This is a genomic window from Bradyrhizobium zhanjiangense (assembly GCF_004114935.1).
Lineage (GTDB): Bacteria > Pseudomonadota > Alphaproteobacteria > Rhizobiales > Xanthobacteraceae > Bradyrhizobium > Bradyrhizobium zhanjiangense.
In genome coordinates, this window is the sequence record NZ_CP022221.1 from 7,084,703 (window position 1) to 7,108,012 (window position 23,310).

At 59.3% G+C, this 23,310-nt stretch carries 21 protein-coding genes and 1 pseudogene; 11 read left to right on the plus strand and 11 right to left on the minus strand.

What is annotated here, in order from left to right; all coding sequences use genetic code 11:
* Positions 1–84: 84 nt before the first annotated feature.
* Positions 85–462 (plus strand): c-type cytochrome, encoded by a 378-nt coding sequence (locus tag XH85_RS34025; RefSeq protein ID WP_128935382.1) that lies wholly within the window; start codon positions 85–87, stop codon positions 460–462.
* Here the strand turns inward: XH85_RS34025 and XH85_RS34030 are convergent.
* The 4 genes and pseudogenes from XH85_RS34030 to XH85_RS34045 form a co-directional block, all read right to left on the minus strand.
* Positions 441–949 (minus strand): annotated as a pseudogene (locus XH85_RS34030) ((2Fe-2S)-binding protein). The gene XH85_RS34025 and the pseudogene XH85_RS34030 sit on opposite strands and share 22 nt — an antisense overlap.
* A gap of 89 nt (positions 950–1,038) precedes the next feature.
* The gene (locus tag XH85_RS34035; protein ID WP_128935383.1) at positions 1,039–1,956 is read right to left on the minus strand and encodes an NADP-dependent oxidoreductase; all 918 of its coding nucleotides are present in this window, start codon (positions 1,954–1,956) and stop codon (positions 1,039–1,041) included.
* Positions 1,957–2,027: 71 nt separating this feature from the next.
* Positions 2,028–5,201, minus strand: coding sequence for an efflux RND transporter permease subunit (locus XH85_RS34040; RefSeq protein ID WP_128935384.1), 3,174 nt, complete (start codon positions 5,199–5,201; stop codon positions 2,028–2,030).
* Complete coding sequence (locus tag XH85_RS34045; protein ID WP_128937519.1) at positions 5,198–6,391, minus strand: efflux RND transporter periplasmic adaptor subunit; 1,194 nt, start codon at positions 6,389–6,391, stop codon at positions 5,198–5,200. The genes XH85_RS34040 and XH85_RS34045 overlap by 4 nt, the downstream gene beginning before the upstream one ends.
* A 900-nt stretch (positions 6,392–7,291) precedes the next feature.
* On the opposite strand from XH85_RS34045, the gene XH85_RS34050 reads away from it, so the two are divergent.
* A complete protein-coding gene (locus tag XH85_RS34050; RefSeq protein ID WP_245473817.1) occupies positions 7,292–8,332 on the plus strand; it encodes a hypothetical protein in 1,041 nt (346 codons plus the stop codon).
* A 205-nt stretch (positions 8,333–8,537) separates the two neighbouring features.
* Here the strand turns inward: XH85_RS34050 and XH85_RS34055 are convergent, their stop codons facing one another.
* Both XH85_RS34055 and XH85_RS34060 read right to left on the minus strand, forming a co-directional pair.
* Positions 8,538–8,792 (minus strand): helix-turn-helix domain-containing protein, encoded by a 255-nt coding sequence (locus XH85_RS34055; RefSeq protein ID WP_128935385.1) that lies wholly within the window; start codon positions 8,790–8,792, stop codon positions 8,538–8,540.
* Positions 8,793–9,337: 545 nt separating this feature from the next.
* Positions 9,338–9,817 (minus strand): redoxin domain-containing protein, encoded by a 480-nt coding sequence (locus XH85_RS34060; RefSeq protein ID WP_245473818.1) that lies wholly within the window; start codon positions 9,815–9,817, stop codon positions 9,338–9,340.
* Positions 9,818–10,554: 737 nt separating this feature from the next.
* Here XH85_RS34060 and XH85_RS34065 point away from each other — a divergent pair.
* Complete coding sequence (locus XH85_RS34065; protein WP_128935386.1) at positions 10,555–10,971, plus strand: cupin domain-containing protein; 417 nt, start codon at positions 10,555–10,557, stop codon at positions 10,969–10,971.
* Between the two features lie 500 nt (positions 10,972–11,471).
* Here the strand turns inward: XH85_RS34065 and XH85_RS34070 are convergent, their stop codons facing one another.
* Complete coding sequence (locus tag XH85_RS34070; RefSeq protein ID WP_245473819.1) at positions 11,472–11,945, minus strand: cytochrome b; 474 nt, start codon at positions 11,943–11,945, stop codon at positions 11,472–11,474.
* 65 nt (positions 11,946–12,010) lie between these two features.
* Positions 12,011–12,301: a hypothetical protein gene (locus XH85_RS34075; protein ID WP_128935388.1), complete on the minus strand. Its 291-nt coding sequence runs from the start codon at positions 12,299–12,301 to the stop codon at positions 12,011–12,013.
* Between the two features lie 618 nt (positions 12,302–12,919).
* Between XH85_RS34075 and XH85_RS34080 the strand changes: the two genes are divergently transcribed.
* The 6 genes from XH85_RS34080 to hemC all read left to right on the plus strand — a co-directional run bounded on the left by XH85_RS34080 (position 12,920) and on the right by hemC (position 18,390).
* Positions 12,920–13,159 carry a hypothetical protein gene (locus XH85_RS34080; RefSeq protein WP_128935389.1) on the plus strand — a complete coding sequence of 80 codons (240 nt, stop codon included), beginning with the start codon at positions 12,920–12,922 and terminating at the stop codon, positions 13,157–13,159.
* 21 nt (positions 13,160–13,180) lie between these two features.
* Positions 13,181–14,581: a cbb3-type cytochrome c oxidase subunit I gene (locus XH85_RS34085; protein ID WP_128935390.1), complete on the plus strand. Its 1,401-nt coding sequence runs from the start codon at positions 13,181–13,183 to the stop codon at positions 14,579–14,581.
* Positions 14,578–15,906 (plus strand): c-type cytochrome, encoded by a 1,329-nt coding sequence (locus XH85_RS34090; protein WP_164940869.1) that lies wholly within the window; start codon positions 14,578–14,580, stop codon positions 15,904–15,906. Before XH85_RS34085 ends, XH85_RS34090 begins: the two co-directional genes overlap by 4 nt.
* 9 nt (positions 15,907–15,915) lie before the next feature.
* Positions 15,916–16,158: a hypothetical protein gene (locus tag XH85_RS34095; protein WP_128935391.1), complete on the plus strand. Its 243-nt coding sequence runs from the start codon at positions 15,916–15,918 to the stop codon at positions 16,156–16,158.
* Between the two features lie 13 nt (positions 16,159–16,171).
* A complete protein-coding gene (locus tag XH85_RS34100) occupies positions 16,172–16,618 on the plus strand; it encodes a cytochrome C (protein WP_128935392.1) in 447 nt (148 codons plus the stop codon).
* 836 nt (positions 16,619–17,454) lie between these two features.
* Positions 17,455–18,390, plus strand: a complete 936-nt coding sequence (gene hemC / locus XH85_RS34105) for a hydroxymethylbilane synthase (RefSeq protein ID WP_128935393.1) — start codon at positions 17,455–17,457, stop codon at positions 18,388–18,390.
* A gap of 273 nt (positions 18,391–18,663) precedes the next feature.
* On the opposite strand, the gene XH85_RS34110 is transcribed toward hemC, so the two are convergent.
* From XH85_RS34110 to XH85_RS34120, 3 genes are all read right to left on the minus strand, one after another.
* Positions 18,664–18,978: a DUF6894 family protein gene (locus XH85_RS34110; RefSeq protein ID WP_420837855.1), complete on the minus strand. Its 315-nt coding sequence runs from the start codon at positions 18,976–18,978 to the stop codon at positions 18,664–18,666.
* A gap of 103 nt (positions 18,979–19,081) precedes the next feature.
* Positions 19,082–20,890, minus strand: coding sequence for a Na+/H+ antiporter NhaA (nhaA, locus tag XH85_RS34115; protein WP_245473820.1), 1,809 nt, complete (start codon positions 20,888–20,890; stop codon positions 19,082–19,084).
* A gap of 56 nt (positions 20,891–20,946) precedes the next feature.
* Positions 20,947–21,270 (minus strand): hypothetical protein, encoded by a 324-nt coding sequence (locus tag XH85_RS34120; RefSeq protein WP_128935395.1) that lies wholly within the window; start codon positions 21,268–21,270, stop codon positions 20,947–20,949.
* A gap of 917 nt (positions 21,271–22,187) precedes the next feature.
* Between XH85_RS34120 and XH85_RS34125 the strand changes: the two genes are divergently transcribed.
* Both XH85_RS34125 and XH85_RS48140 read left to right on the plus strand, forming a co-directional pair.
* Positions 22,188–22,667: a hypothetical protein gene (locus tag XH85_RS34125; protein WP_245473821.1), complete on the plus strand. Its 480-nt coding sequence runs from the start codon at positions 22,188–22,190 to the stop codon at positions 22,665–22,667.
* Positions 22,668–22,708: 41 nt separating this feature from the next.
* Positions 22,709–23,305, plus strand: a complete 597-nt coding sequence (locus tag XH85_RS48140) for a caspase family protein (protein ID WP_128935396.1) — start codon at positions 22,709–22,711, stop codon at positions 23,303–23,305.
* Positions 23,306–23,310: the final 5 nt, after the last annotated feature.

The window sequence follows — 23,310 nt, forward strand, 5'->3', positions numbered from 1 at the left end:
GCGCACCCGCCTCGACTCGGAGACGATCTCAACGATTTCGCGCAGCCGCGCCACCTCTGATCCCGATAAAAAAGGATGTTCGTAATGAACAGCGCAGGAACACTTCGTGCGATTCTCGCGGCGCTCTTGTTTGCGGGAGCCGCCGCCAATCCAGGCCACGCGCAGGACGCCGCGCACGGAAAGACCATCTTCCAAGCTTGCGCAACGTGCCACGCTACGGATCAGGCCAATCGTGTGGGGCCTGGCCTGGGAGGAATCGTCGGCAGAAAGGCGGGTACGGCTCCCGGGTTCCCCTACAGTGACGCGATGAAGAAGTCCGATATTGTCTGGGATACGAAGATCCTCGATGCGTATTTGGAATCGCCCCAGAAGGTAGTTCCCGGAAACAAGATGCCCTACGCAGGGCTGAAGAACCCGACGGACCGGGCTGACCTCGATGCCTATCTTGCGACGTTGAAGTAGCGGATCGTTGGGCGAGACCTTGGCAGGGCACGGCTCAGTTGAACGTCTAAGCATCTTTTTACTGCCGCCTCGTCTGCGCAGGCATCCGAATTGCCTGATCCCGTGTCTGATGAGCGAACGTGGAAAGAAAAATCCGGAACAAGCGGCCTGAGCCGCGCAGCCGCCGACATGATCTGGGCGGACTGACAGTAGCCGCACTGCGCCACCTCCAGCTCCAGCCATGCCTTCTGTAAGGCTGCACCCTGCGGCGCCTGGCCGATCGCCTCGATCGTGGTGGCCGCGCTATCGCCAATGCTGTCGACCAGTGTTTGGCAGGAGCGGACCGGCTGGCCGTCGACATGCACGGTGCAGGCGCCGCACAGCGCCTGGCCGCAGCCGAACTTGGTCCCGGTCATACAGAGCACATCGCGGAGCACCACAGCAGCGGGGTGTCGCCGTCGACATCGACCTCATGGGGTGTGCCGTTGATCTTTAACGTGAAAACCATGGATGCCTCGTGGTGGCTAGGGCTGATAAGACGCAGGCGGTCGACCCGGACCGCGCCGGCCGACTGCATGCATCAAGGGGCACGGGTCCCTACGGACGAACGCGGATGATAGTCTTCCCCTTGCGTCGCTCGGTCCGGTTGAAAGAAGCGACGGCATCGTCGAGGGTCGCGATGTTGCCAACGTTCGTCCGCAGTCGCCCGTCCCGTACCCGCTGGACGATCTCACGCAGTTGGGCACGATCGGACTCGACGACGAAATCGACTGCCAAGCCGTTGGCGGGCCGTTCCTCGCTTGGCCCGACGATTGAAACAAGGGTTCCTCCGGCTCGAACCAGCCGCACCGACCGCTTTCCGATGTCGCCGCCGAAGACATCGAAAACCAGATCGATTTGGCCGACGTCTTCCAAAACATCGTTCTCGAGGTCGACGAACTCCTGAGCGCCGAAGTCGAGCGCCTTCTGACGGTCGGCAGCGCGTCCGGTGCCGATGACATAGGCGCCGGCCTCTCGCGCGAGCTGGCTCACCATCGAACCGACTACGCCAGCCGCACCGTGCGCCAGGACGCTCTGCCCCGCCTGAAGGCGGCCGTGCTCGAACAGTCCCTGCCACGCGGTCAGGCCCGGCATCGGCAGGCTCGCACCCACGGTGAAATCGACGTCGCCCGGGAGCGCCGCGAGGTTGCGCGCCTCGACCGCGACATACTCAGCCAGTGTTCCGTCGCGATACCAGTCCGTGAGGCCGAAAACCCGCTGTCCCACCGACAGCCCCGTCGTGCCATAGCCGAGCGCGGTGACCACTCCGGCCAACTCGTGCCCAGGGATCGACGGTGTTCGGTCATGATCGAAGCGATCGGTCCAGGTCGGTGGCCACGTCAGCTCATCCCACGTGAAACCCGACGCACGAACCTGAACGACGACGTCGTTTATCGCTGCCTGTGGCTCGGGCTGCTCCACCAGCTTCATACCGGCCGTTCCCGCAGCCCGGTCCGTCACAATGATCGCCTTCATGGGAATTCTCTCCTCGGTAATTTGCCTCTTCGGCGGCGGCCGTTCTGGCTTCATCTCGGCGTAACCGCGACTCACTCCGCCGCGGCGGCCATCGCGTGGGTCGGCTTGCCCTCATCCGCTCCTTCCGCGAGGTTGCGCACGACCATGTAGAAGATCGGCGTGAAGATTAGGCCGAACAGCGTAACTCCGAGCATACCGAAGAACACGGCGACGCCGACGGCCTGGCGCATCTCCGATCCGGGTCCGGTGGAGACGACGAGCGGCAGCACGCCGAGGATGAAGGCGAACGAGGTCATCAGGATCGGCCGCAGTCGCAACCGGCAAGCCTCGATCACCGCCTCCAGGCGCGGTTTACCCTCAAGCTCGATGTCCCGCGCGAACTCGACGATCAGGATCGCGTTTTTGGCCGCAAGTCCCACCAGCACCACGAAGCCGATCTGGGTCAGGATGTTAATGTCCTCGCCCATGATGCGCACGCCGATGATGGCCGCGAAGAGGCACATCGGCACGATCAGGATCACCGCGAGTGGTAGCGTCCAACTGCCGTACTGCGCCGCCAGCACCAGATAGACGAACAGCACACAGATCGGGAACACATAGAGCCCGGCATTGCCACCCGTCACCTGTTGATAGGACAGATCGGTCCATTCGAAAGAAAAACCGCTCGGTAATGTTTTGTCGGCCAATAGCTTGATGGTGTTGAGCGCGGTCTTCGAGCTCACGCCTGGCGCCGGCTCGCCCTGCAGCTCGGATGCTGAGTAGAGATTGTAGCGCGCGACACGATCGGGCCCGGAGATATCCTTGAAGTCTACTACGCTCCCCAGCATAACCATGTCACCGGCCGCGTTGCGGGTACGCAGCCGCGCCAAATCAGAGGCCTCTCTTCGGAATGGCAGATCGGCCTGCGCGGTGACATGATAGGTGCGCCCAAACAGGTTGAAATCGTTGACATAGGTAGAACCGAAGTAGGTTTGGATCGTATCGTTAATGCTGGCGATGGGAACACCGAGCTTCTGCGCCCTCACGCGATCGATGTCGACGAATAGCTGCGGCGTATTCGCCGTGAACGGCGAGAACACCGACGTTAGGTTTGGCGACTTCCGCGCGGCGGCCACGAGTTCGTCCGTGGCAGCTCCGAGCAACTCGGGACCGCGCCCCTGTCGATCCTGGATGCGGATGGCGAAGCCGCCGCCGGTGCCGATGCCTGGCACCGCAGGCGGTGGGATGACGATGATGAAGGCGCCCTGGATCGCCGACAACCGCTTTCGCAGATCCGCAGTGATCACGCTGGCAGTCAGGCCCTTCCTAACTCGCGCCTCGGGGTCGTCGAAGACGGGGAACAGTGCCGCGGCGTTGCCCGCCTGCGTGCGGGTCGCGCCGGAGAAGCCAGCAAACGCCGCGACACGGATGACCCCTGGCGTATCCAGCGCAATTCGCTCGATCTCCCGCACCACCGCGGTGGTCCGCACCAGCGACGCGGCGCCCGGCAATTGCACCGAGATGATCAGATAACCACGATCCTGCGCCGGGATGAAGCCCTGAGAAGTGGTGGCGAGCAGCCAGCCAGCACCGCCGATCAGCGCGAGGTAGATTGCCAGCATCACCACCGTGTGTCGGATCACGAAGGCGGTGGCGGCCGCGTAGCCATGCGCTAGGCGCTCGAAGATGCAATTGAAAAGCGCGGTGAAGCCGTCCCAACCCCGTGCAACGATGTTCCAGCGCGCCGTTGGACGTTTCTGCTCATGCGGAGTAAGAATTCGGGAGGCCAGTGCTGGCGACAGCGTTAGCGAACAGAAGCAAGAGATCGCGGTCGCGACCGCGATTGTGACGGCGAATTGCTGGAAGAATCGCCCGGAAATGCCGCCGAGGAACGCGGTCGGCACGAACACCGCGCAGAGCACGAGGGCGATCGAGACCAGCGCGCCGCCGACCTCCTCCATCGTCTTGAGAGCCGCCTCGCGCCGGCTCATACCTGCCTGGAGATGTCGCTCGACATTCTCCACAACCACGATGGCGTCGTCTACCACGATGCCGACCGCAAGTACGAGGCCGAATAGCGTAAGGTTATTGATGCCGAAGCCGAGCACCGCCATCGCTGCAAATGTGCCGACCAGCGACACCGGGATCGCAACAATTGGGATGATCGCAGGCCGCCAACCTTGAAGGAACGCCAGCACCACGATGACCACGAGCGCCATCGCCTCGTAAATCGTCTTGATCAGCTCATGAACCGACTGGGCGATGAATTCGGTCGGATTGTAGCCGATATTGTAGTCGAGCCCCTTTGGGAAGCTCGTCTTGAGCTGCACCATCGTGTCGGAGATATGTTTCGCGGTGGCGAGCGCGTTCGATCCGGGCCGCTGCGTCACCACCATCGCAACGGCTGACTTTCGTAGTATGAAGCTGTTGGTAGTGTAGGCCAGCGCGCCAAGCTCGATCCGCGCAACGTCGCGCAGCCGTACGGTACGGCCGTCGGAACCAGCCTTCACCACGATGTCCTCGAATTGCCTGATATCCTTGAGGCGCCCAGTGAAGACCAGGTTCGGCTGGAATGCGCGATCCGCAATCGGTGGCTCTGCGATCTGGCCGCCCGCGATCTGCAGGTTTTGGGCCCGGACCGCGGCAATGACGTCGCTTGAGGTCATACCGAGATTGGCGATCCGGTCAGGATCGAGCCACAACCGCATCGAATAGTCGCGCGCGCCAAACATCTGGATGTCGCCAATGCCATCGAGCCGCAGAAGCTGGTCGCGCACCTGCAACAGCGTATAATTCGATATGTAGAGCTGGTCGAAGCTATCGTCGGGCGACAGCATGAACACGACCATCAGGATGTCGGGTGAGTTCTTACGGGTGACTACGCCGTTGCGCTGCACCTCCTCCGGCAGCCGCGGCTGCGCGATCGCGACGCGGTTCTGCACCAGCACTTGGGCCTTGTCGAGATCGGTGCCAAGCTTGAAAGTCACGGTTATCGTGAGCTGGCCGTTGGAGGTCGCCTGGCTGTACAAGTACAGCATGTCCTCGACCCCATTGATCTCCTGCTCGATGGGAGCTGCGACCGTATCGGACACAGTCTGTGCCGAGGCGCCGGGGTATTGCGTGGTGACCGTAACCGTAGGCGGCACTACCTGCGGATATTCAGAGACGGGCAGCGTCTGGTACGCGATCGCGCCCACAATCAAGAGCACGATCGACAGCACCATCGCCAGAATGGGCTGATTGACGGAATGACGTCCGAGATTCATGACTTACTGCCGCTGATCTCGACGCTGCGCGGGCTCACCTTAGCGCCAACGCGTGCTCGCTGGAGGCCGTCGATGATGACACGATCCTCCGGCTTCAGGCCTGTGCGAACAACGCGCAGTCCCTGATCCAACGGACCGAGTTCAACCGCACGCGCTTCCACAGTGTTGTCATCCTTGACCACGAACACGATCTTGCGCGACTGATCGGTCGCGATCGCTACATCTGGCAAAAGAAGCGCTTCATAGGGCGAGGAGCCAATTAGCCGCACGCGGCCGAACTGGCCGGGCAGGATGGATAGATCGTGGTTCGGGATGATCGCGCGGCTGCGAAGCGTGCCGGTGGAGACGTCGAGCCGGTTGTCGATGAAATCCATATGGCCGTCGTGCGATGGTTTGGTCTCGCCGGTCAGCGCCACCTGCACTGGATTAGGCGTATCGCGTGAGCTCGGCCGCTTACCCTCGAACCACAGTTTGTTGTTCTTAAGATAGGTCGCCTCGTCAACGTCGAAATATACGTACATTGGGTCCATTGAAACAATCGTGGTAAGTAGCGTCGAGCCGCCGTTGTCGCTCCCCTGCACGAGGTTGCCGACGCTCACAAAATGGCGGCTGACGCGGCCGGTTATCGGTGCCACCACATGCGTGAATTCGACATTAAGCTGGGCGGCCTTTAGCGCGCCTTCGGCAATAGTCTCAGCGGCGTGAGCGGCCTCCAATGCCGCGCGACGCTGGTCGACGACTTGCTCGGAGACAGCACTGGTCTTTACGAGGGTGAGCCCGCGCTCAAGCTCGCGCTTGGCCAGCTCTGTCTTGGCGCGCGCATCGGCGAGCTGACCGTCCGCTTGGGTCGCCACCGCCTCGAACGGGCGAGGGTCGATGATGTAGAGCAGATCGCCGGCGTGCACCATGTCGCCGTCTTTGAACTCGACACTGGTGACAAAGCCACCGACGCGGGCACGGACTTGCACCTCCTGGATCGCTTCGAACCTGCCGGTGAACTCGTCCCAGTCGGTGACGGTGCGTTTGACCGGTTGCGCCACCGTAACGGACGGCGGAGGCGCGACCACCTGCGATTGCGCCTTCTCGTTGCAGCCCGCGAGCGTAAGCGCAAGTAGCATGCAGATCGATGCGCCAACGCATCTGCGAAAGCGACGAAACGGACGTCCGATGAACTGGATCGCCACAGCCATTCTTTCAGCTGCGCTCACTTCCGGCTCTCCCAAGCGAGCTAGAACGCCGCATTGACTGAGACAGGTATCTTGCGGCCTTGCGAAGTTTGCGGTCATGTTCGATCGATACAAAGGCAATTACCGCACGAACGGCAGCAATGTCTTGGAAGTAGATAACTTGGCTGACGGCACCGCCAAGAGACGCGACAGCCTCAATTGCGCCGCTGCATTGCATGTCGACTCTCCAATAGCATCGTGTTCCGCGTGTCGGTTCAGCGTTGAACGTTACGACACGAAGATGCTTTAGAGAGTGACCCTGCAGCACGGCGAAGGGAAATTACAATTCGACATCGACTTGATAAACGATGGTTATTGCTGCTTTCCGATTAGCATGATTATGTAGTCGAAATGCACGACCACACCGCACGCTGAGCCCGGCGCTTCGTTTCAGCAAAGACTCCTGAGCCGCGTTGAGGCGCAATGAACGGCGTCACGACACGCACACCGTTGCCGCGACTTCGGTCGCGAGCTCGAAGAGACGCTCATCAGTAACCTGCGCGAGCGACACGCACTACGAACAGTAAAGGTGAGCCATTCATGATGCGCATGAATAACTCAAATACATTTTAGCCGGCTAGCGGCTCATAGGCGAATTGGGCAGCTGGTGTGCTAAGATCCGCCATTCTATCAGGACATTACTTGCCTTCGGCGGAAGCTTCGACTGACGCTACCTTGTCTTGCTATGACACCGGTCGAACATTCAAAAGCACAATGAAGACGGTGATTGATCGAAAGAGACACTCCACCCAGCAATGAACGATTGATCGGAACACCGATGCGCGACGCAGACAATACTCGAAGGCCCGCCTATCTCGGAAGTCGTCTCGAACCCGGTTTCTTAACCGTGACTCTGTAGGGTGGATGATGGACGCAATTGTTCACGGGCAAAATCGCAGTAGGCGTCTCGAGAAGCGCGATGGCTATGTCGCTCTTGCGCCGGCGGCGGCGGCGATTTGTTATCCATTTCTGCTCAATGCTTTCCATGCTATCGTCGGCACGCAAGCCGCAAGCCTGCCACCCGTCGCAATCGCCTGCGCGACCAGTGTTTTGGTCGTTGCGTTCGTGGTGCCGTTCCTCGGAATCGCTCTAGCTTGTCGACCAACGTCCGATCCCGGTTCAAGACGCCTCGCCTATGCGAGCGTTGTGTCGCCGACGCTCTATGTTTTTCTCGGCGTTGTGCAAGCCCTAATCAAGAGCCCTATTCCCGATGAGGTGATCTGGTGCGCGATCTGGCTCGCAATCGCGAAATGGTCGCAGTCTGCACGAGGTCCGGCTGAATCAGCTGAGCCTGTGGTCGGAGGTTGGCGGGTTGTCCATGGAGTAACGGCCGTGGTCCTGAGCCTATATGTGGTGTTTCATCTAGCGAACCATCTGTTCGGCTTGATAGGTCCTGATGCGCACGCCGCAGTGATGAAGATCGGACGCGTGGTTTATCGCTCTGCCGTAGGTGAACCCTTGTTGGTTGCAACCATGCTTTTCCAGATAGGGACCGGCCTCCTTCTGGCGTGGCGGTGGAGCGCCTCGGCGCATGACTTCCAGAGGACCTATCAGGTCGCTTCGGGCGCCTATCTCTCAGTCTTCATTCTCGGCCACATGAATTCGGTCTTCGTCTACGCACGAAGCTTTCTCGGCATACCCACGGATTGGAACTTCGCGATCGGAGCTCCGACTGGGCTCATTCATGACGCTTGGAACATCCGTCTGCTCCCTCACTACGCGCTCGGCGTCTTCTTTGTCTTGAGCCACCTCGCTTCAGGATTAAGGGTGGTGCTGATCGCACACGGTGTCGATCAACGTACTGCCGGTCGACTTTGGGGTGTCTGCATCGCTATAAGCGCCGTCGTAGCATCAGCGATAATCGCCGGAATGTCTGGAATCAGAATCGGTGCATTCGCTTCGTGAGTTTCGACCACAAAACTGCCTGGCATACGCCTTTTTCAGCGAGGCCCGTGGAAACCATACGTCTCATCGTATGGCGCTGCCAAGCGATGACTACGATCCGGCGATCGCCGATGGGACCTGGCGGAGAAGTCCCGACCCGCTTCCGTTTACGCTCCATCGCCCAGGTCATCGGCACTTGCGGTGCTGCAGCTATCCTATAGCCAATCTAAGGCGTGCTCTCGCATTCTCCTACTGACGAGACGACCCGCTTCGGAAGATAGTGAAGAAAGGCAGTCGGTGGTATTTTCATTAACTGCCGGAAGGCAAACGAGAACGCGGCAACGCTGCTGAAGCCGACATCTGCCGCGGCGCGCGAGATTGAACGCCCGACCGAGAGTTGATCGATCGCAAAAGCTATTCTTGCTCTTTGTCGCCAAGCCTTGAGGATCAATCCAGTTTCCATTGAGAAAATGCCGCTCATCCTGCTCAAGAAGGATCAATCGAACGACAAGCTCGGCTTTCTCGGACGGTATATCGGGCGTAAGGCGGTGAGCATCAATTATGAGTTAGCCCTTTGTGGGTGTCGGCTTCGGCCTTTTCTAGACCCCGAACAAACACTGCGATGATGACGGCTGGATCCATAGAACGTAGCGCAGCTGCAAGTGGGATGAATGCTGCGGCTCGCTACGTCGGATGGTCGCTGGGTTCCGCCTTGGTTTCGCTGATCTTCGGCCTAGCTAGGCGGAGATCATAGCGCGATCTTTTGTTTGGTTGCAGGAATGACCTTCGGCCTGATGGGAGCTGCTACCAGCAACGTTCGCCAACTTAGATAGCTTGCAAAACCGGAATGCCAGCACTTAGTCGAAAGTGTTGCGGTTATCTGACTAGGTGAGCCGCTGCAGACGTCGTGGCCGAACCCTAGCCAACCACGCAAAACATTCCTGAATCATGTCCTTGGCCAAGCGCCATCCAGACACGTGCGCCATCCATCGATCTCCCAGCTAATCCCCCGCTGCTTTGCTGCTTTCAATTTCTTGCAAAAAATTTGAGGTGGCGGACAAAACCGAGCACATCGTCGGGCATCAGACGGCCGATCGCGCGGGTCGAATAGACGGCCGTCACCACTTGGCCTTCGGGGTTCAGGACGAAACCGGTTGCCTGGAGACAGACGGGATCGTCATTAACGAAGGCGCCGGTCACCGCGGAAACCGCTCGCGCGTCAGCACCGTAAGCGACGGGGAAACCGATTTTGTGCTTTTCGACGAGCATCTCCGACTTTTCCCGGTCGTCTACCGATACCGAGACGACCTTGATGCCTTCATCGACAAATTTGTCTGCCGCTCGCGCGAAAGCGGCGAGCTGAGCGTTGCAGTACGGGCACCAGGAGCCACGATGGAATAAAACCACGCCGAACCAACCTGCAAGATCGGCAGGCAGGCTGATTTTTCCGCCCCCGACGCGAGCGAAAGTAAGAGATGGAAAGGTGTCGCCGTTTTGCAGCATCATAATCGGCCTCACTGTTTGAACCGCAAGGCGCTCAAACCGCCCGCGGCTTCCTCAAGAATGGCCCCGCATCCGGTGACCAGGTCTCCTCGCTGATCCCCATCTCCGGAAGGCGCGCCGATACGATGAGGTCGTTGCTTCGCATTATCGAGCCGCCTAGCTTCTCAAGCCGACATTGTATGTCGGTCGCAGGATCGAATTATACGACGTTAGCTCGGAGATTGACCAAAGGACGTCGGCAACGCAAAATTGATTGTCGCCATAAAATCAATAAACGATAGTTATAGTCACTCGCGCAGTGCGCCCCCGAGCCAGATGCCAGTGGCCGCGTCTGCAGAAACCCGCCGCCTCGGCAATCGATCAACGTCCCAGCCTGCGGCAAACGGCCGCCTATCCACTCCTGGACTGACATTGCATGGCGCCAATGACGTCATGTGTAGCGTTGACGTGGCACACCTAATTCTCCAGGTGCGTGCGGCACGCGGGCTCGTCTCGCGTCGGACCTCATCAGCACAATGGACGCGTTGGAATAAAAACCATAACAGTCAGACATTTTCCCGTGAGGTGACGTCAGCTTAGCATCGCTCAAGCGAGCCCAACGTTCCACCACGAGTTTCAGATAACATTTGAAATAGCCAGTCTCGTGACGACCTCTTCCCGCCCGTTATAACGGATATGATCGTGATTTTCCCATCGAGGATCATCATCTTTCCGACTTGTTTCTCAAAAGGACAAAGCCCATGAAGATCCAAACCATTATCGTCCTCAGCGCCGCTCTCGCCTTCTCGATGACCGGCCCTATTTGCGCCCATGATAGCGGGGCGGAAACCGTCACGAAGAACTTCGAGGCGGCTATTCCCAATATCCCTGGCAAGTCGCTGATTGCTGTGGAAGTCGATTACGCACCGGGCGCGGCCTCTCCGCCCCACACCCACGCGAACTCTGCTTTTATCTATGCATATGTGATCTCTGGCGCGATCGAGTCGAAGGTAAATGATAGCGAGACGCGCATCTATCGGGCCGGCGAGAGCTGGTCTGAATCTCCGGGTTCGCTCCACTCGATCAGCCGCAACGCGAGCAAGACCGAGCCGGCGAAGCTGCTCGCCCTGTTCGTCCTTGACACCAATGACAGCCCGCTCACCACTCCTGCCAACTGACGCTTCAGACGCAGTGAGCAACGAACGTCCTCAAGGAGCTAACGATAGACGAGTACAATGCGTTCACTCGGTTCGCCGGGCCTGCACCGCATCGAACGGATCTTAACCACGCTCGCTAGCACATTCTACGACAAGCCAACTGCCCGCGCCGTCGAGGCTGTTTGCGGCAGGATCGGCAACCCCAACGCAGATCTTCACGCGCTACGATTGCGCAAACTACTTGCGCGACGTCGAACAAACGCGCCTCAATGTCGCTAGACTTGATTGGGTAATCGGCAATTCGGCGACTCAAATTGCACCAGCTAAAACCGGTCGAGGGCGACCTCGGCTTCCTGCAGGAGGCACGGACTTTGACACCATCTACCGTATTTGTGTCAGTGCGCTGTCGCGACGAACTCCTGTCAGTTGGAGCGGCAGCGCATGAGATTCAGTGAATTTTGCAAGCAAACATCGCCAATTTCAGAGGGAATACGGCTCTTCGCGGTACTCGGGCTGATCATTCATGCGCCGGGAATCATCGACTGAAACACTTCATCACGCAGATAAAAGTAGTGGAAGAGGGCCGCGGCTGTATGCACGCCGGCAACCCAGAGGATGGCGTTACCTAGCGTGGCATGTATTTCCATCATCAGATGACCCAGACCATGCGCTTTCGTGATCTGCGGAGCGATGTCGAATCCGGGAAGAGTGACGGGAATCCCCTCGAGCCAGGTACCAAGCACGGCCGTTGTTGGAATCGCAATGAGGAACACATAAAGCACGAAGTGGACGAGCTGCGCGATCAGGGTCATCCATCGCGGCGTCGGCTGCTTCGCTGGCGCGCTGTCGATCAGCCTCCATACCAACCGCAGTACGACGACACTGAAAACAAAAATTCCGAGCGTCTCGTGAATCCTCCGGAGCCCGTCCGCGGAGGCGGAATAGAGAGAGTAGCCATCGCCACTGCTCAGCACATAAGCGACAAGAACCAGCATGACCGTCAGCCAATGGAACAATCGGGCGCCGGCGCCGTAGCGAGAAGAAGTGCTGCGCAAAGCGATTACCTAACTTGGAAATTCACCACCGCCGCTTCGCCTCTGGCTCCGGGCAGCGTCACCCTGAAGGTGATTTCGACGAGCTGTTCAGGAAAGGCCAGTCTCGCCACACCGACCAGGTTGCTGGCGCATCGAGGCGTGCCGCACGCCTGCCTGCGCACGTTGCCCGCCGCGGCGAGTGCGGCGACGACGAGGACATGAAGCCTCTCCTGAACGGCGGTGTCCAACGTTGCTCCGAAGCGCGCTGAACTCCTGACGGCATTGGCGTCGGTCGCCCACATCTGTCGTTCCATCATCGAGATCTCCGCGAGCCGACCGAATTCATCGAGAAGCAGGCGCTATCAGGTTGCGATTTTCGTGCCGGCTGAGTTGGCCCGAGACACGGGTCGCATCACCGACCTCAAACTGTTGTCTTTCATATTGCCCCTCGTTGCTTTTCACGCTGGTCGCGTCTCGTTGGCGGCATTTAGTATTTGAATGACGATAGTTGAAGAATGACCATGCAACTGCACCGAGTGAAATCACCTTTCGCCATAGAGTCGATAGACGATCGTTATTGCCGCCTCCGCGGTGTGACGACGCCATAGCATGGAATGCCTGCAGGCGCATATCCAAGCGACTGGCGCTCGCGCCTTTGGACAGATCGAGTTTTGCTCGTTCCATAGCGACGTCCGCTTACCCTTGTCGCAACCTAGGCGATCAGCGTAGGGCAACCTGGATCTCTGGAGATGCGACGGGTGGCATTCCTCACTACGACGCTGTTGGTCGGCGATAACGATCGTATATCGACTCTATGTCGAAAGGTGATTTCCCTTGGCGGGCCTTGCAAGCTCATTCTCCAACGCGTCGTCATACCGCAGCTTTCAAATGACGTCACCAACACGCGATCAGATCGAGAAGCCAGGAGGCTCGATATGCAAAGCAACGGCGTAAACCCGGCCTCAGTAAGTGGTAAAGCCGCCGATTTCGGTGAACCATGGGAAGATGGCTACCGGTACGTAACGGCGGACAGGATTGGCGAAACGATCCATGTTTCCGACCAGCTCAGCTACAAAAATAAGGACAACGTGATCGCGCCGGATTCTCCCGATAAAGCCGGCCCGGTTGCAATGCCGCTGACGTCACGCTTTTGGCGCGCCTCAGGGCAACGCTGAACAACGTCGTCGAGGAGACGGATGATGTCCGATAGCGCTGCAGCCATTCCACTTCGCGCGCTCCCTCCGGATGACCGTGTTTTGGCGCGAGTGCTCGCGGCGTACGTGGCGTCGGCAACAATCTGGCTTGTATTCGCCACGGCCGTGGGGCTCTTCGTCAGCTTCAAATTCGCTTACCCGGATTTCGCGACCACGCCGGCGCTCTCGTTCGGTCGGCTGCGCGCGATACACACCAGCGGAACATTTTATGCCTGGGCGAGCCAGGCGCTGATTGGGCTTGCGCTGTTTGTCGCCGCGCGCAGTTCTGGCGCAAGGCTCTACAGCGAGCGCCTCGCATGGATCAGTCTTGCGCTTCTCAATCTCGCCGCCGTGCTGGGCACGGTCACACTCGATCTCGGCTTCACCTACGGCCAGGAGTATCGCGAATGGCTGTGGTGGATTCGCGCAATCCTTGGACTCGGCTTGATCACCGCGGTCTGGAATATGATCGCCACTGTCGAGCGCCGGGATGACGAGCATATCTATATTTCTAACTGGTATACTATCGGGGGCACGCTGTGGACGATTGTTATGGTCGTGGTGTCGATGTTGCCCTGGTATCAGTACGGACTGGGTCAGGTCGCGGTGCAGGCCTTCTTCATGCATAACGCCGTCGGACTATGGTTCACGCCTCTATCGCTCGGTGTGTCCTACTATGCGCTGCCGAAGCTCCTGAACCGGCCGATCTATTCATATTCTCTCGGCGTCTTTGCATTCTGGACCAATCTCATCTTCTATCCGATCATCGGCGCTCATCATTTTGAATTCAGTCCACTGCCATGGTGGCTGCAGACTACGGCCATCGTCTTCAGTGTGGCCATGCTGGTTCCAGTGCTGAGCGGCACCGCAAACTTCCTTCTCACCTTCCGGGGGACTCACGAATGGATATATCGCTCGCCCGCGGTTTTCATCCTCGTCGGCGTCTACGGCTATCTACTGGGTTCGATACAAGGCACATTCGAGGCGTTTCGCTCGCTGCAGCAGCTTTGGCATCTGACCAATTACACGGTAGGGCACTCGCACCTGACGATGTATGGCTTCGTCACTTTCGCGATCTGGGGTGGCATCTATGCGCTGTTGCCGCGCGCCACCGGCAAGTATCCCTACAACCTGAGCATGGGTATACATTTCTGGCTGTCCGCCGTCGGCGTTGTCATATACGTTGCGGCGCTTTCGGCCGCCGGCACCATTCAGGGGCTCGATTGGCTTCGAGGACTCACTTTCATCCAGTCGGTCGAAGATGCCGCGCCATACTGGCTGTGGCGCTCCGTCGGCGGCTCGCTGATGTTCGCCGGCCATCTTGTCTTCGCTTTCAACGTCTGGACAATGACCTACGGTAGGTCCTGCACCGAGCTTGCGGCAGCCAAGACGGTGCCGGCATGAACAGGACATTGGCCATTTCTGGCGGTTCGACGCTGATCTACACTGGACTAGCGATTCTTATGGGCGTGCTGCCGGGGATCTGGCTGTCAAAGGTGCCACCGACGCCGGGCCTTAAGCCACTAACCTCGATGGAGGCGCGGGGTCGGGATGTCTATGTCTCCGAAGGCTGCTTCTATTGCCATACCCAGCAAGTACGCCCGCTCTCCGGAGATAAGCCGTTTGGCCGCCCGTCTGCGCCGGGCGATTATGCCTACCAGACTACGGAATTACTAGGTTCGGAGCGCACTGGTCCAGACTTGAGCAATATCGGCGCGCGGCAGTCGAGCAGCATATGGCAGTACATCCATCTCTATCAACCGCGTGCAGTTGTGCCGCAATCGATCATGCCGGCCTTCCCCTGGCTGTTCAGGATTGTGGACAAACTACCTCCAGGAGAAACAGCGGTGCCATTGCCGCCCCAGTTCGCGCCAGGCGGTACCGTCATCCCCAACGACGACGGCAAGGCGCTCGTAGCCTATTTGTTGTCGCTGAAGCAGCCCCCGCTCGTTCCGAAGCAGTCCCGCGCCGCGACTGAGAGTCCTTCGAGCGGGTCCCTGGGGTTTGACGCCACCAAGGGTGCCGCATTGTTCGCCGACAACTGCGCATCCTGCCATGGTGCGGAAGGCAAGGGTGTGCCGGGAACGTTTCCGCCGCTCGCCGGAGATCCGGTGGTTAACGACGCCGATCCCACGGCACATATTGGCGCTGTGCTGCATGGACTTGGCGGGCGGGTAATCAATGGCCAGAGCTATGAAGCGCAAATGCCGGCGTTTGCCGATCAATTGTCTGATCAGCAGATTGCTGACATCATCGATTACGAGCGATCCTCGTGGGGCAATCGTGGTGCCTTAATCAGTGCGGCTGATGTCGTCGCGGCTCGCGCCAACGAACCACTGCAGAAGCAGGCAACGACGCCGAAACAGGTCTCGCCGGTAGCGCCCCCGGCACGGACGTTCGATGCTGCGGAAGGATCGAAGCTCTTCGCCGACAACTGCGGCGTCTGCCACGGCGCCGAGGGCAAAGGCGTTCCTGGCACATTTCCGCCGCTTGCAGGCGATCCGGTCGTTAATGCCACTGACCCTGCCGAACATATCACCACCATGCTGCGCGGCCTTAGCGGTAAGGCAATCGACGGCCAGAAGTACGAAGTAGAGATGCCGCCGTTCGCTGACCGACTGTCCGATCAGCAGATCGCCGATATCATCAATCACGAGCGCACGTCATGGGGTAACCACGGGCCGTTGGTGACGCCTGCCGAGATCACGAAGCTCCGTGCTGAAAAATAGGAGGCGACGATGACCGATACGATTACCACCTGGATTCTCTCGGCGCTTGGCTACCTCTGCACTGCGTCTTCGATCGCTGGTGGCGCTGGCGGTTCTAGTCTTGGCGGACCACTACTCGGCAACGCGCTGGTGGCGGGCGGGGCCGGGCTCGTGACACTTAGCTGCATCGTGGCGGCGGTGTGGATGCTGGTCGCCCCCGGCGAACGGGATCCCTATCATCCAAAATATCGCGTCCTGCATGCCGACCGTTAGAGGATTGCAACACGTGTCCGATCCGCGCATCCGCATCTATCTCGACGAAGCGACCGATCCCGTCACCGATCAGCGGCCACCGGCGCAGATAGCGCTCGACACCAAGAGCCTTGCCGACGGCGAACACGGCCTGCGCATCGAAGCCCAGGACGCCACTGGCCAAGTCGGCGTCCGACGCCTTCGGTTCCAGGTCCGCAATGGGCCCGGGATCACACTCAGCGGGCTCGGTGATGGGGCCGTCGTTCACGGTACGCTGCGCTTCATGGTCAACGCCTTTGGAGCCGAAGAACCATTCGAGCCGCACCGGGCAGAATCGCCCTCGCCAATCCCTGTTTGGGTTTGGGTGCTAAGCCTGCTGATCGTTGCTTGGACCGCCTGGTATGTCGCGACGCTTTGGAACGTTCCCGCGAACTACGCCAAAACTCCGACCTATTCCACGTCAATGAATCCATTCAAATAGCGCGCCGCTAGAAAAGCGAGCTTAACAATGAGGGGCTTCGCCCCAGCATCAGGGATCAAGCTCACATGCCACGCACCATAGTCAACAAACACGGCTTCCCCGGCGTCAGGAAGCGGTCGGACTGTGCTAGGCGGCGAAAACCCTACTATGCACGCATCAGCAATGGTTGCGAAAACTTCATCTATAGCAAGAACTTCGCGACGGCCGAGGAGGCCGCTGCGGAATATCAGCGAATGAGGGCTGAAAAGTCATCGCCCCTATCGTCAAAGGATTGCCGGTGAGCATCCTGCCCGAAGTGACCACCCCGGCGCCACCGATCCATCCGGATTTCCGCGACTCCGAGCGAATATGCGCGTTCACGACACAGTGCGTGGAGGCGACTAGAAAGCGACGCGATCCAATCGAGCGGCTTCGGCTCTTGATCATGGAGGCTCCCCCTTGGCTTGGCATAATGACCACAGGATTTTACGATCACCGTTCCTACCTTTATCGCTTCGTTATGAACACAAGTGACGGCAGCCCAGATGACGCCTTACAGGTCGATCCCTTCGACTTGGAAGGATGCGGGGAATCAATCGATGCACTCGTATCTAAAGGCTCAAATTCCATTCTCGTCGAACCGGCATCCTCGTTCTCGACTTGGTCCAGCAACTTTCGAAGTTGCGATCCTAGGCTGCTATCCGTTTCGGGCGGCGTGAATTGATGAAATACGGACCGAGGAAAGATACTCACGCACCAGAGTTCTGTCGTGCGGCTGAAACGAGCAGGTGCCGACCTTATTGCTACTTACGCAGCGCTAGAAGTCGGCGCGCTACACAACAATCAGAGTCTTGATCATGGAAATTCGCCTCGGCACCAGGCGAAGTGATTTGGCCCGCTGGCAAGCCAGTCACGTCGCCGATCTTATTCATGGCATCGAGCCGGCCGCTGAGGTAAGACTCGTTTTCACAAGTTCGGTTGGCGATAGAGATCGACGGTCGTCCTTTCAACAGTTTGGCGGCCTCGGAGCATTCACGAAGGAGAGCGAAGACGCGCTTACGCGCAAAGAAGTTGACTTGGTCGTTCACTCTCTCAAGGATCTTCCGACCAGATTGCAGCCCGGTTTGGTATTGGCGGCCGTTCCCAAAAGAGCGGATCCTCGTGACGCAATTTGTGGCGTTACACTAGATCAGCTACGACCGGGGCTGCGCGTCGGCACTGGATCAATTCGCCGCAAAGCGCAACTTCTCGCTCTTTGCGGTGGTTTGGATGTTCGACCCATCCGTGGAAACGTTTATCCAAGGCTTTGTAAGGCAAAGAACCGAGAGGGAATAGACGCTACTCTTTTGGCAGCGGCGGGATTGTCACGGCTAGGATTGCTACTTGAGGCCTCACAGATTCTAGACTCGAATGTTTTCCCGTATGCAGTCGGCCAAGGCGCCCTCGCGGTCGAAGCTCGCGAAGAAGATACGGCACTCATGGCACTGCTTCAAAAGATTGAAGATCGGAAATCGCGTACCGAAGTAGACGCAGAGCGCGCATTGATGAGAAGTCTCGATGCGGGTTGCAGCTTACCGCTCGGGGTTTCTGTCAGATGGGTCGCCGGGACATTAACGCTTCGAGGACAGGTGACTCATCCAGATGGCCACACGAAGATTGCTGATGAATGCGTCGGTACGGCCGATCAAGCCGACGCAATAGGCACACGTCTAGGAGACAAACTTCTTCAGCGAGGTGCGGAGGAGATATTGAAGGCTGTGCCTCGCATCATGGAAGAGCAAAGGCCAATCTGAATTCGATACCTGGCATGACGAAGGACTTCGGTCTTTGGTCACCGCATGCGATTTCGGCGCGACCAGTTGCAAAGCCTGAAACCTGGCCCACCACCGAAACGCAAGGCTGGCGGCCACGTTAGCTGCCCAGCGCGCGCAAGCACTCCTCCGCAATTCGTGCCGGCGCGTTGCGGCGCTGACGCTAAAGATAGTCTTCGTTAGGGCACCAGCGGCCTGCTTTTCAAGTGGGACATATGCGCGTTGGTTCAAAGGAGCGCTTGGAACACGGCGACCTCAATTCGGCTCCCCGAGCACGAAAGTGAAGGGCACAACGAAGAGCTCATCGCCCTGATCATCGCTGACATGCAGAACCCAGTCACGCCAATCCTCAAGGCTGCGCTCTTTGGTGAGGGACTGCACGATGCGGTTCGCATGATCCCGCGCTTCAGCAAGATCATCCACGACGGCGCCGCGGCGATCGACGAAAACCTTCTTGGTGTTCGCGCAGTGGAAATATACGTGCGTCATTTCGACTCCTTCGAATGCGACGGTTCGCCGCGATAACTCTGCGTTGCTGGTGTCCTCGACGGCGGGATACCAGGAGATCACGACCAAATGCCCCTAAGTTTCACGCCTGCGATGTGGAAGAGGCGGACCGCCTCGTCGCAGGTGGAATCATCTCCTTTCACGGTCAGGCATAAGCGGCGGCAAGCTACGATGATTTCATGCCGGAGCCCTGCGGCACATCTCCGATAAGCTCCTGACGCGAAGCTCCCCAGAGCAGGCCAGTCCCGACGACGGCAGAAAGACTCGAGGCGGCGAACACAGCGATTTTTGCGGCCGAGAAGTCGGTGGCGCTTGGAAATGCCTGTCCGGCGATGAAGAGCGACATCGTGAAGCCAATGCCAGCGAGGGCTCCCGCCCCGCCCAGCTGCCGCCACGTGTATTCGGCCGGCTTGACGGCTATGCCTGTGCGCACTGCCGCTGCGGCCGCGAGGAAGACGCCGAGCGGTTTTCCTATAGCGAGACCAGCGACGATCGCAGCCGTGAGACGGCCATGGCCAGCGAGGACGCCTGGGTTGATCGTCACTCCGGCATTCGCCAATGCGAAGATAGGGAGGACGGCGTAGCTCGATCGCGCGCCGGCGTGTCGTAGCAGTCGATCGGCGGGCGATTCAATCCTATCGTAGATTGCGTCGAGCGCCTGCAGGGCTGGAGTGGAGGGGCCGCGCCTGAGAACTTCGCCCTCATGCCGAGCCTCGGACGCGATGATGGTGCTCGCCTGCGTCATCAGGGCTGCCAGATTGGCGGGCGGTCGCGTCGGAATGAACAAGGCAAGTAACACGCCGGCCAATGTAGCGTGGAGACCGCTCGCGTATACGAGGGCCCACAGCGCAGCGCCCATCAGGATGTAGGGCGAGAGATGGTACACCCCAGATCGGCTCAGCAGCACTAGCGCAACTATAACCATCGCCACAGCAGCAAGGTAGACCAGATGGATTTCGCCGGAGTAAAACACGGCGACGACGACGATCGCACCGATGTCGTCAACGATGGCCGCCGCGGTGAGGAAGATACGCAGCTCGACGGGGACGCGGGAGCCCATCACTGCAATCAAGGCAATCGCGAACGCGGTGTCGGTCGCCATCGGAACGCCCCACCCGTACGACCACGGCCCCACGGGGAGAACCAGCGAATACAGACACGCCGGCACAACCATGCCGCCGAGCGCGGCCGCGATCGGAAGCGCCGCGGAGCGACGGCTTGCGAGGTGTCCGACTGTCATCTCGCGCTTCACTTCCAATCCAACAACGAGGAAGAACAGCGTCAACAGCCCGTCGTTGACCCAATGGAGGATGGACATCCGAAAGGCTGCGCTGCCCAAGCTCACGCCGAACTCCCAGCGCCAGAGCGCCTCGAATGCCGGCCCGATCGGCGAGTTCGTCAAGACAATCGCCGCCACAGTAGCGACGACGAGCAAAATGCCGGCGGACGGGCCCCAGCTCGCGAAGTCTAGGGCAGCCGTACGGACGCGGTGGCCAAGCGTGCCAAGCATTGCATCAACGAGAGAACTTTCGTCCCAGGGCCCGTCGTAGCGCCGGCGGTTAATGTAAAATGTCGGCGTGAATCTCACGCCGCTCGCGCGTGCACTCGCGATGTCCGACTCCACCCTCGCCTTCGCGCGCCGAACCGCGTCGCCATCGCGAAGCGTGGGGTTGGCATGCACACTTAGGTCAGCGGCCACCGCCGAAAGGTCGTCCTCTGTGAGCTGCATCGACCTCGTCATCAGCTTGATGTGCGCGGACCAGAACGTCTCTGGCGTCTGAGCAAGCTCAGCGAGCTCCGCAGCACGGAAGGAAAGACTGTTGTCCGTGAGCGGCCTGTGGCGGAAGGCATAGCAAACGCGGTCGCCAAGTTGATCGCGCGCCTGCGCGATGCGCTCGTTGGCAGCCCTGCAGTGCGGACAGGCGTAGCTGCCGTACTCAACCAGCGAGATCTCGGCATCGGCGGGGCCGAGCACGTGCTCTGTCTTGTGATCGACTGCACGATCGAGGCGGCCGGGCGGGATCATAAGCTTCATCGCTGAACGGAGCCCAAGTGTTTGCGCGCCATTCTCACAGGGGGCCGCTCGCCAGCAGCGACCGCGGCTCGCGCATCGAACAGATTGGTATGGCACAAGACGCCCGACACCTCGCCGTTGGATCCGACGACTGGGATCTCCATACATCTCGACGCAATGCAGCCGGTATCGTCATCGCGCACGCAACTCACACTTGTGCTGAACGCACGCTCCAATCCGTTCGCAACACTCGCCGCCTCCACGAGCACCACGGCATTCTCCAACGGCGGGTGTTCGACAGAGCGGGGCAAGGAAATGCGGGCCGTCTCTTCGATGTGCATGTCGGGCCTCTTGTGATCGACTTCGGCCGCAGCCGCGAGCGGGCGATGACTGATTAAGATTGGGTCAGCGACGGTGGAAAAGAAAATCACCTCTCGCCATGAAGTCGATAGCCAGCCGTTATCGGAACAGCAAAAGTAGTGCGTCACGTGCTGCGGCCCGGAGCGGAACTCTCGGCTGGCGCGAAGAGGTGCTCACGCGGTCATACTTTCGGCGGAGCTGATCTCTCGGCAAAAACACTAGTGCTGCGAGCGCGGTCGTAAAGCCCAAGCGCCCGTACACCCCGCCGCAATCGGAGCTGCGAGTAAACCGTGACCCAGAGCATTGCAGAAAGACCGGCCCCTCACCTCGCCGTCTCCCACCGCATCGATGCGGAGAGAAGAACCGCCTGTCCCTCTGAAGGCACACGGCCCGACATGGCTTTGCGCCTTCCCCCCTAGTGCGGTGTCCGCCACTCGCACGGATTTCTAACACTCGAGGCGTCGGTTTAAGCAAGCTCCGCGCACCGAGGACGTCGGGGGCGCGGCCGTCCCGACCGGGTTCGAGGGTACCAACCGTCAATCCGCGCAAAACCAGCGTCGCGATGCGCCGGGGTTCCTTCGGCCACAAGAGCCCGTCGTCCACTGGTGTCCTTTACCACGACGGAAACTTTGGTTCTTCGAATGCGTATCACTCGAAGTTGGTGTCATCACGCTCTAGCGCATGAGTTCGCCGCGCCATGGGTGGTTACATGATTGTCTGCTCGCCACGTCCGCAGAGGCTCCTAACTCGTCGTCGCCTTGAACTGCCTCCTCACTGTAGTTTCGCCCAGCAAAGCGGCAATAATGGTCGTCTATCGACTCCATGGCGAGAGGTGATTTCCCTCGACCGAGTTGCAAGGTCATTCTCGTTGCGTGGTTTAAAGCGAACAGGAGCTTCCATGAGGATTCAGGTCTGCAAGCTCGCGAGTGCGCTCGCAATTGCTGTTCCTATCGCGATCGCCGCCACGGCCAAATCGTCAGCCTCACCGATCAATGGCGCGTCGATCAGGGCGACGATACCGGATTTGACGACAGACGTGCACTTATTGGCTCGGCGGAGTCACCACTCTGCACCGGCAGCATACGGTTCATCGTCCTACGACGGCTCCTGGGACCTCGTCTTCGTGACGCAAAGAGGAACCTGCGATTCCACCTACAGCTTCACTGTCGATGTGACCAACGGAATTGTCACGCATCCCAATCTCGTGAAGTTTCGAGGATACGTTGCAAAAACGGGCGCGGTTCGCGCTTCCGTGACGGTCCAAGACAAATATGCCGCGGGCGCGGGCAAACTGTTTGCGACGTCCGGTCGGGGGACCTGGAGCGGCCACTCAGGATCAGCGCGCTGTTCAGGCTACTGGACGGCGCGACGGAATTGACAGCAAACGGAAACGCGCGTTTCGTCGGAGACCATAATGGAATGAGATCTCCCAGACTAGTCGGCGTCGCAGTCTCGCTCAGCTTGCTCTTAACCAGTCTCGACGGGACAAGGCAACGGGAGACGCCTCGGCCCATCAGCGATCCCATCTGGTCAGGCAAATCCGCGCCCCCCGATACTAGTCGACTGGCGCTGGTGATTGGCAATTCGGCCTATCCCGATGCTGACTCTCCTCTTCCCATAATAACACGCAACGCGGAAGGCCTGACAAATGCTCTTCGCGAGCACGGCTTTCTGGTCGATGCCATTGAAAATGCCACGGGCTCGGACATGACACACGCAGTCGATCATCTAAGGGCAAGAGTACATTCGAACTCGACTGTGTTAGTTTATTTCGGAGGTTACGGAATCCAGTCTGACGGACACAATTATCTAATCCCAGTCGATGCGAAGATTTGGAGTGAAGAAGATATCCGTCTACAAGGGCTAAGCATTGACCATCTCCTCTCGCAACTCCAGACTTCAGGAGCACGCGTCAGGCTCCTAGTTATGAGGCTTCGCGCCGCAACCCTTACGAGCGACGCTTCAGGACTTATTCACATGGGCTTGCGCCCATTCAAGGAGGTGAGAATGCGCTGACCCTG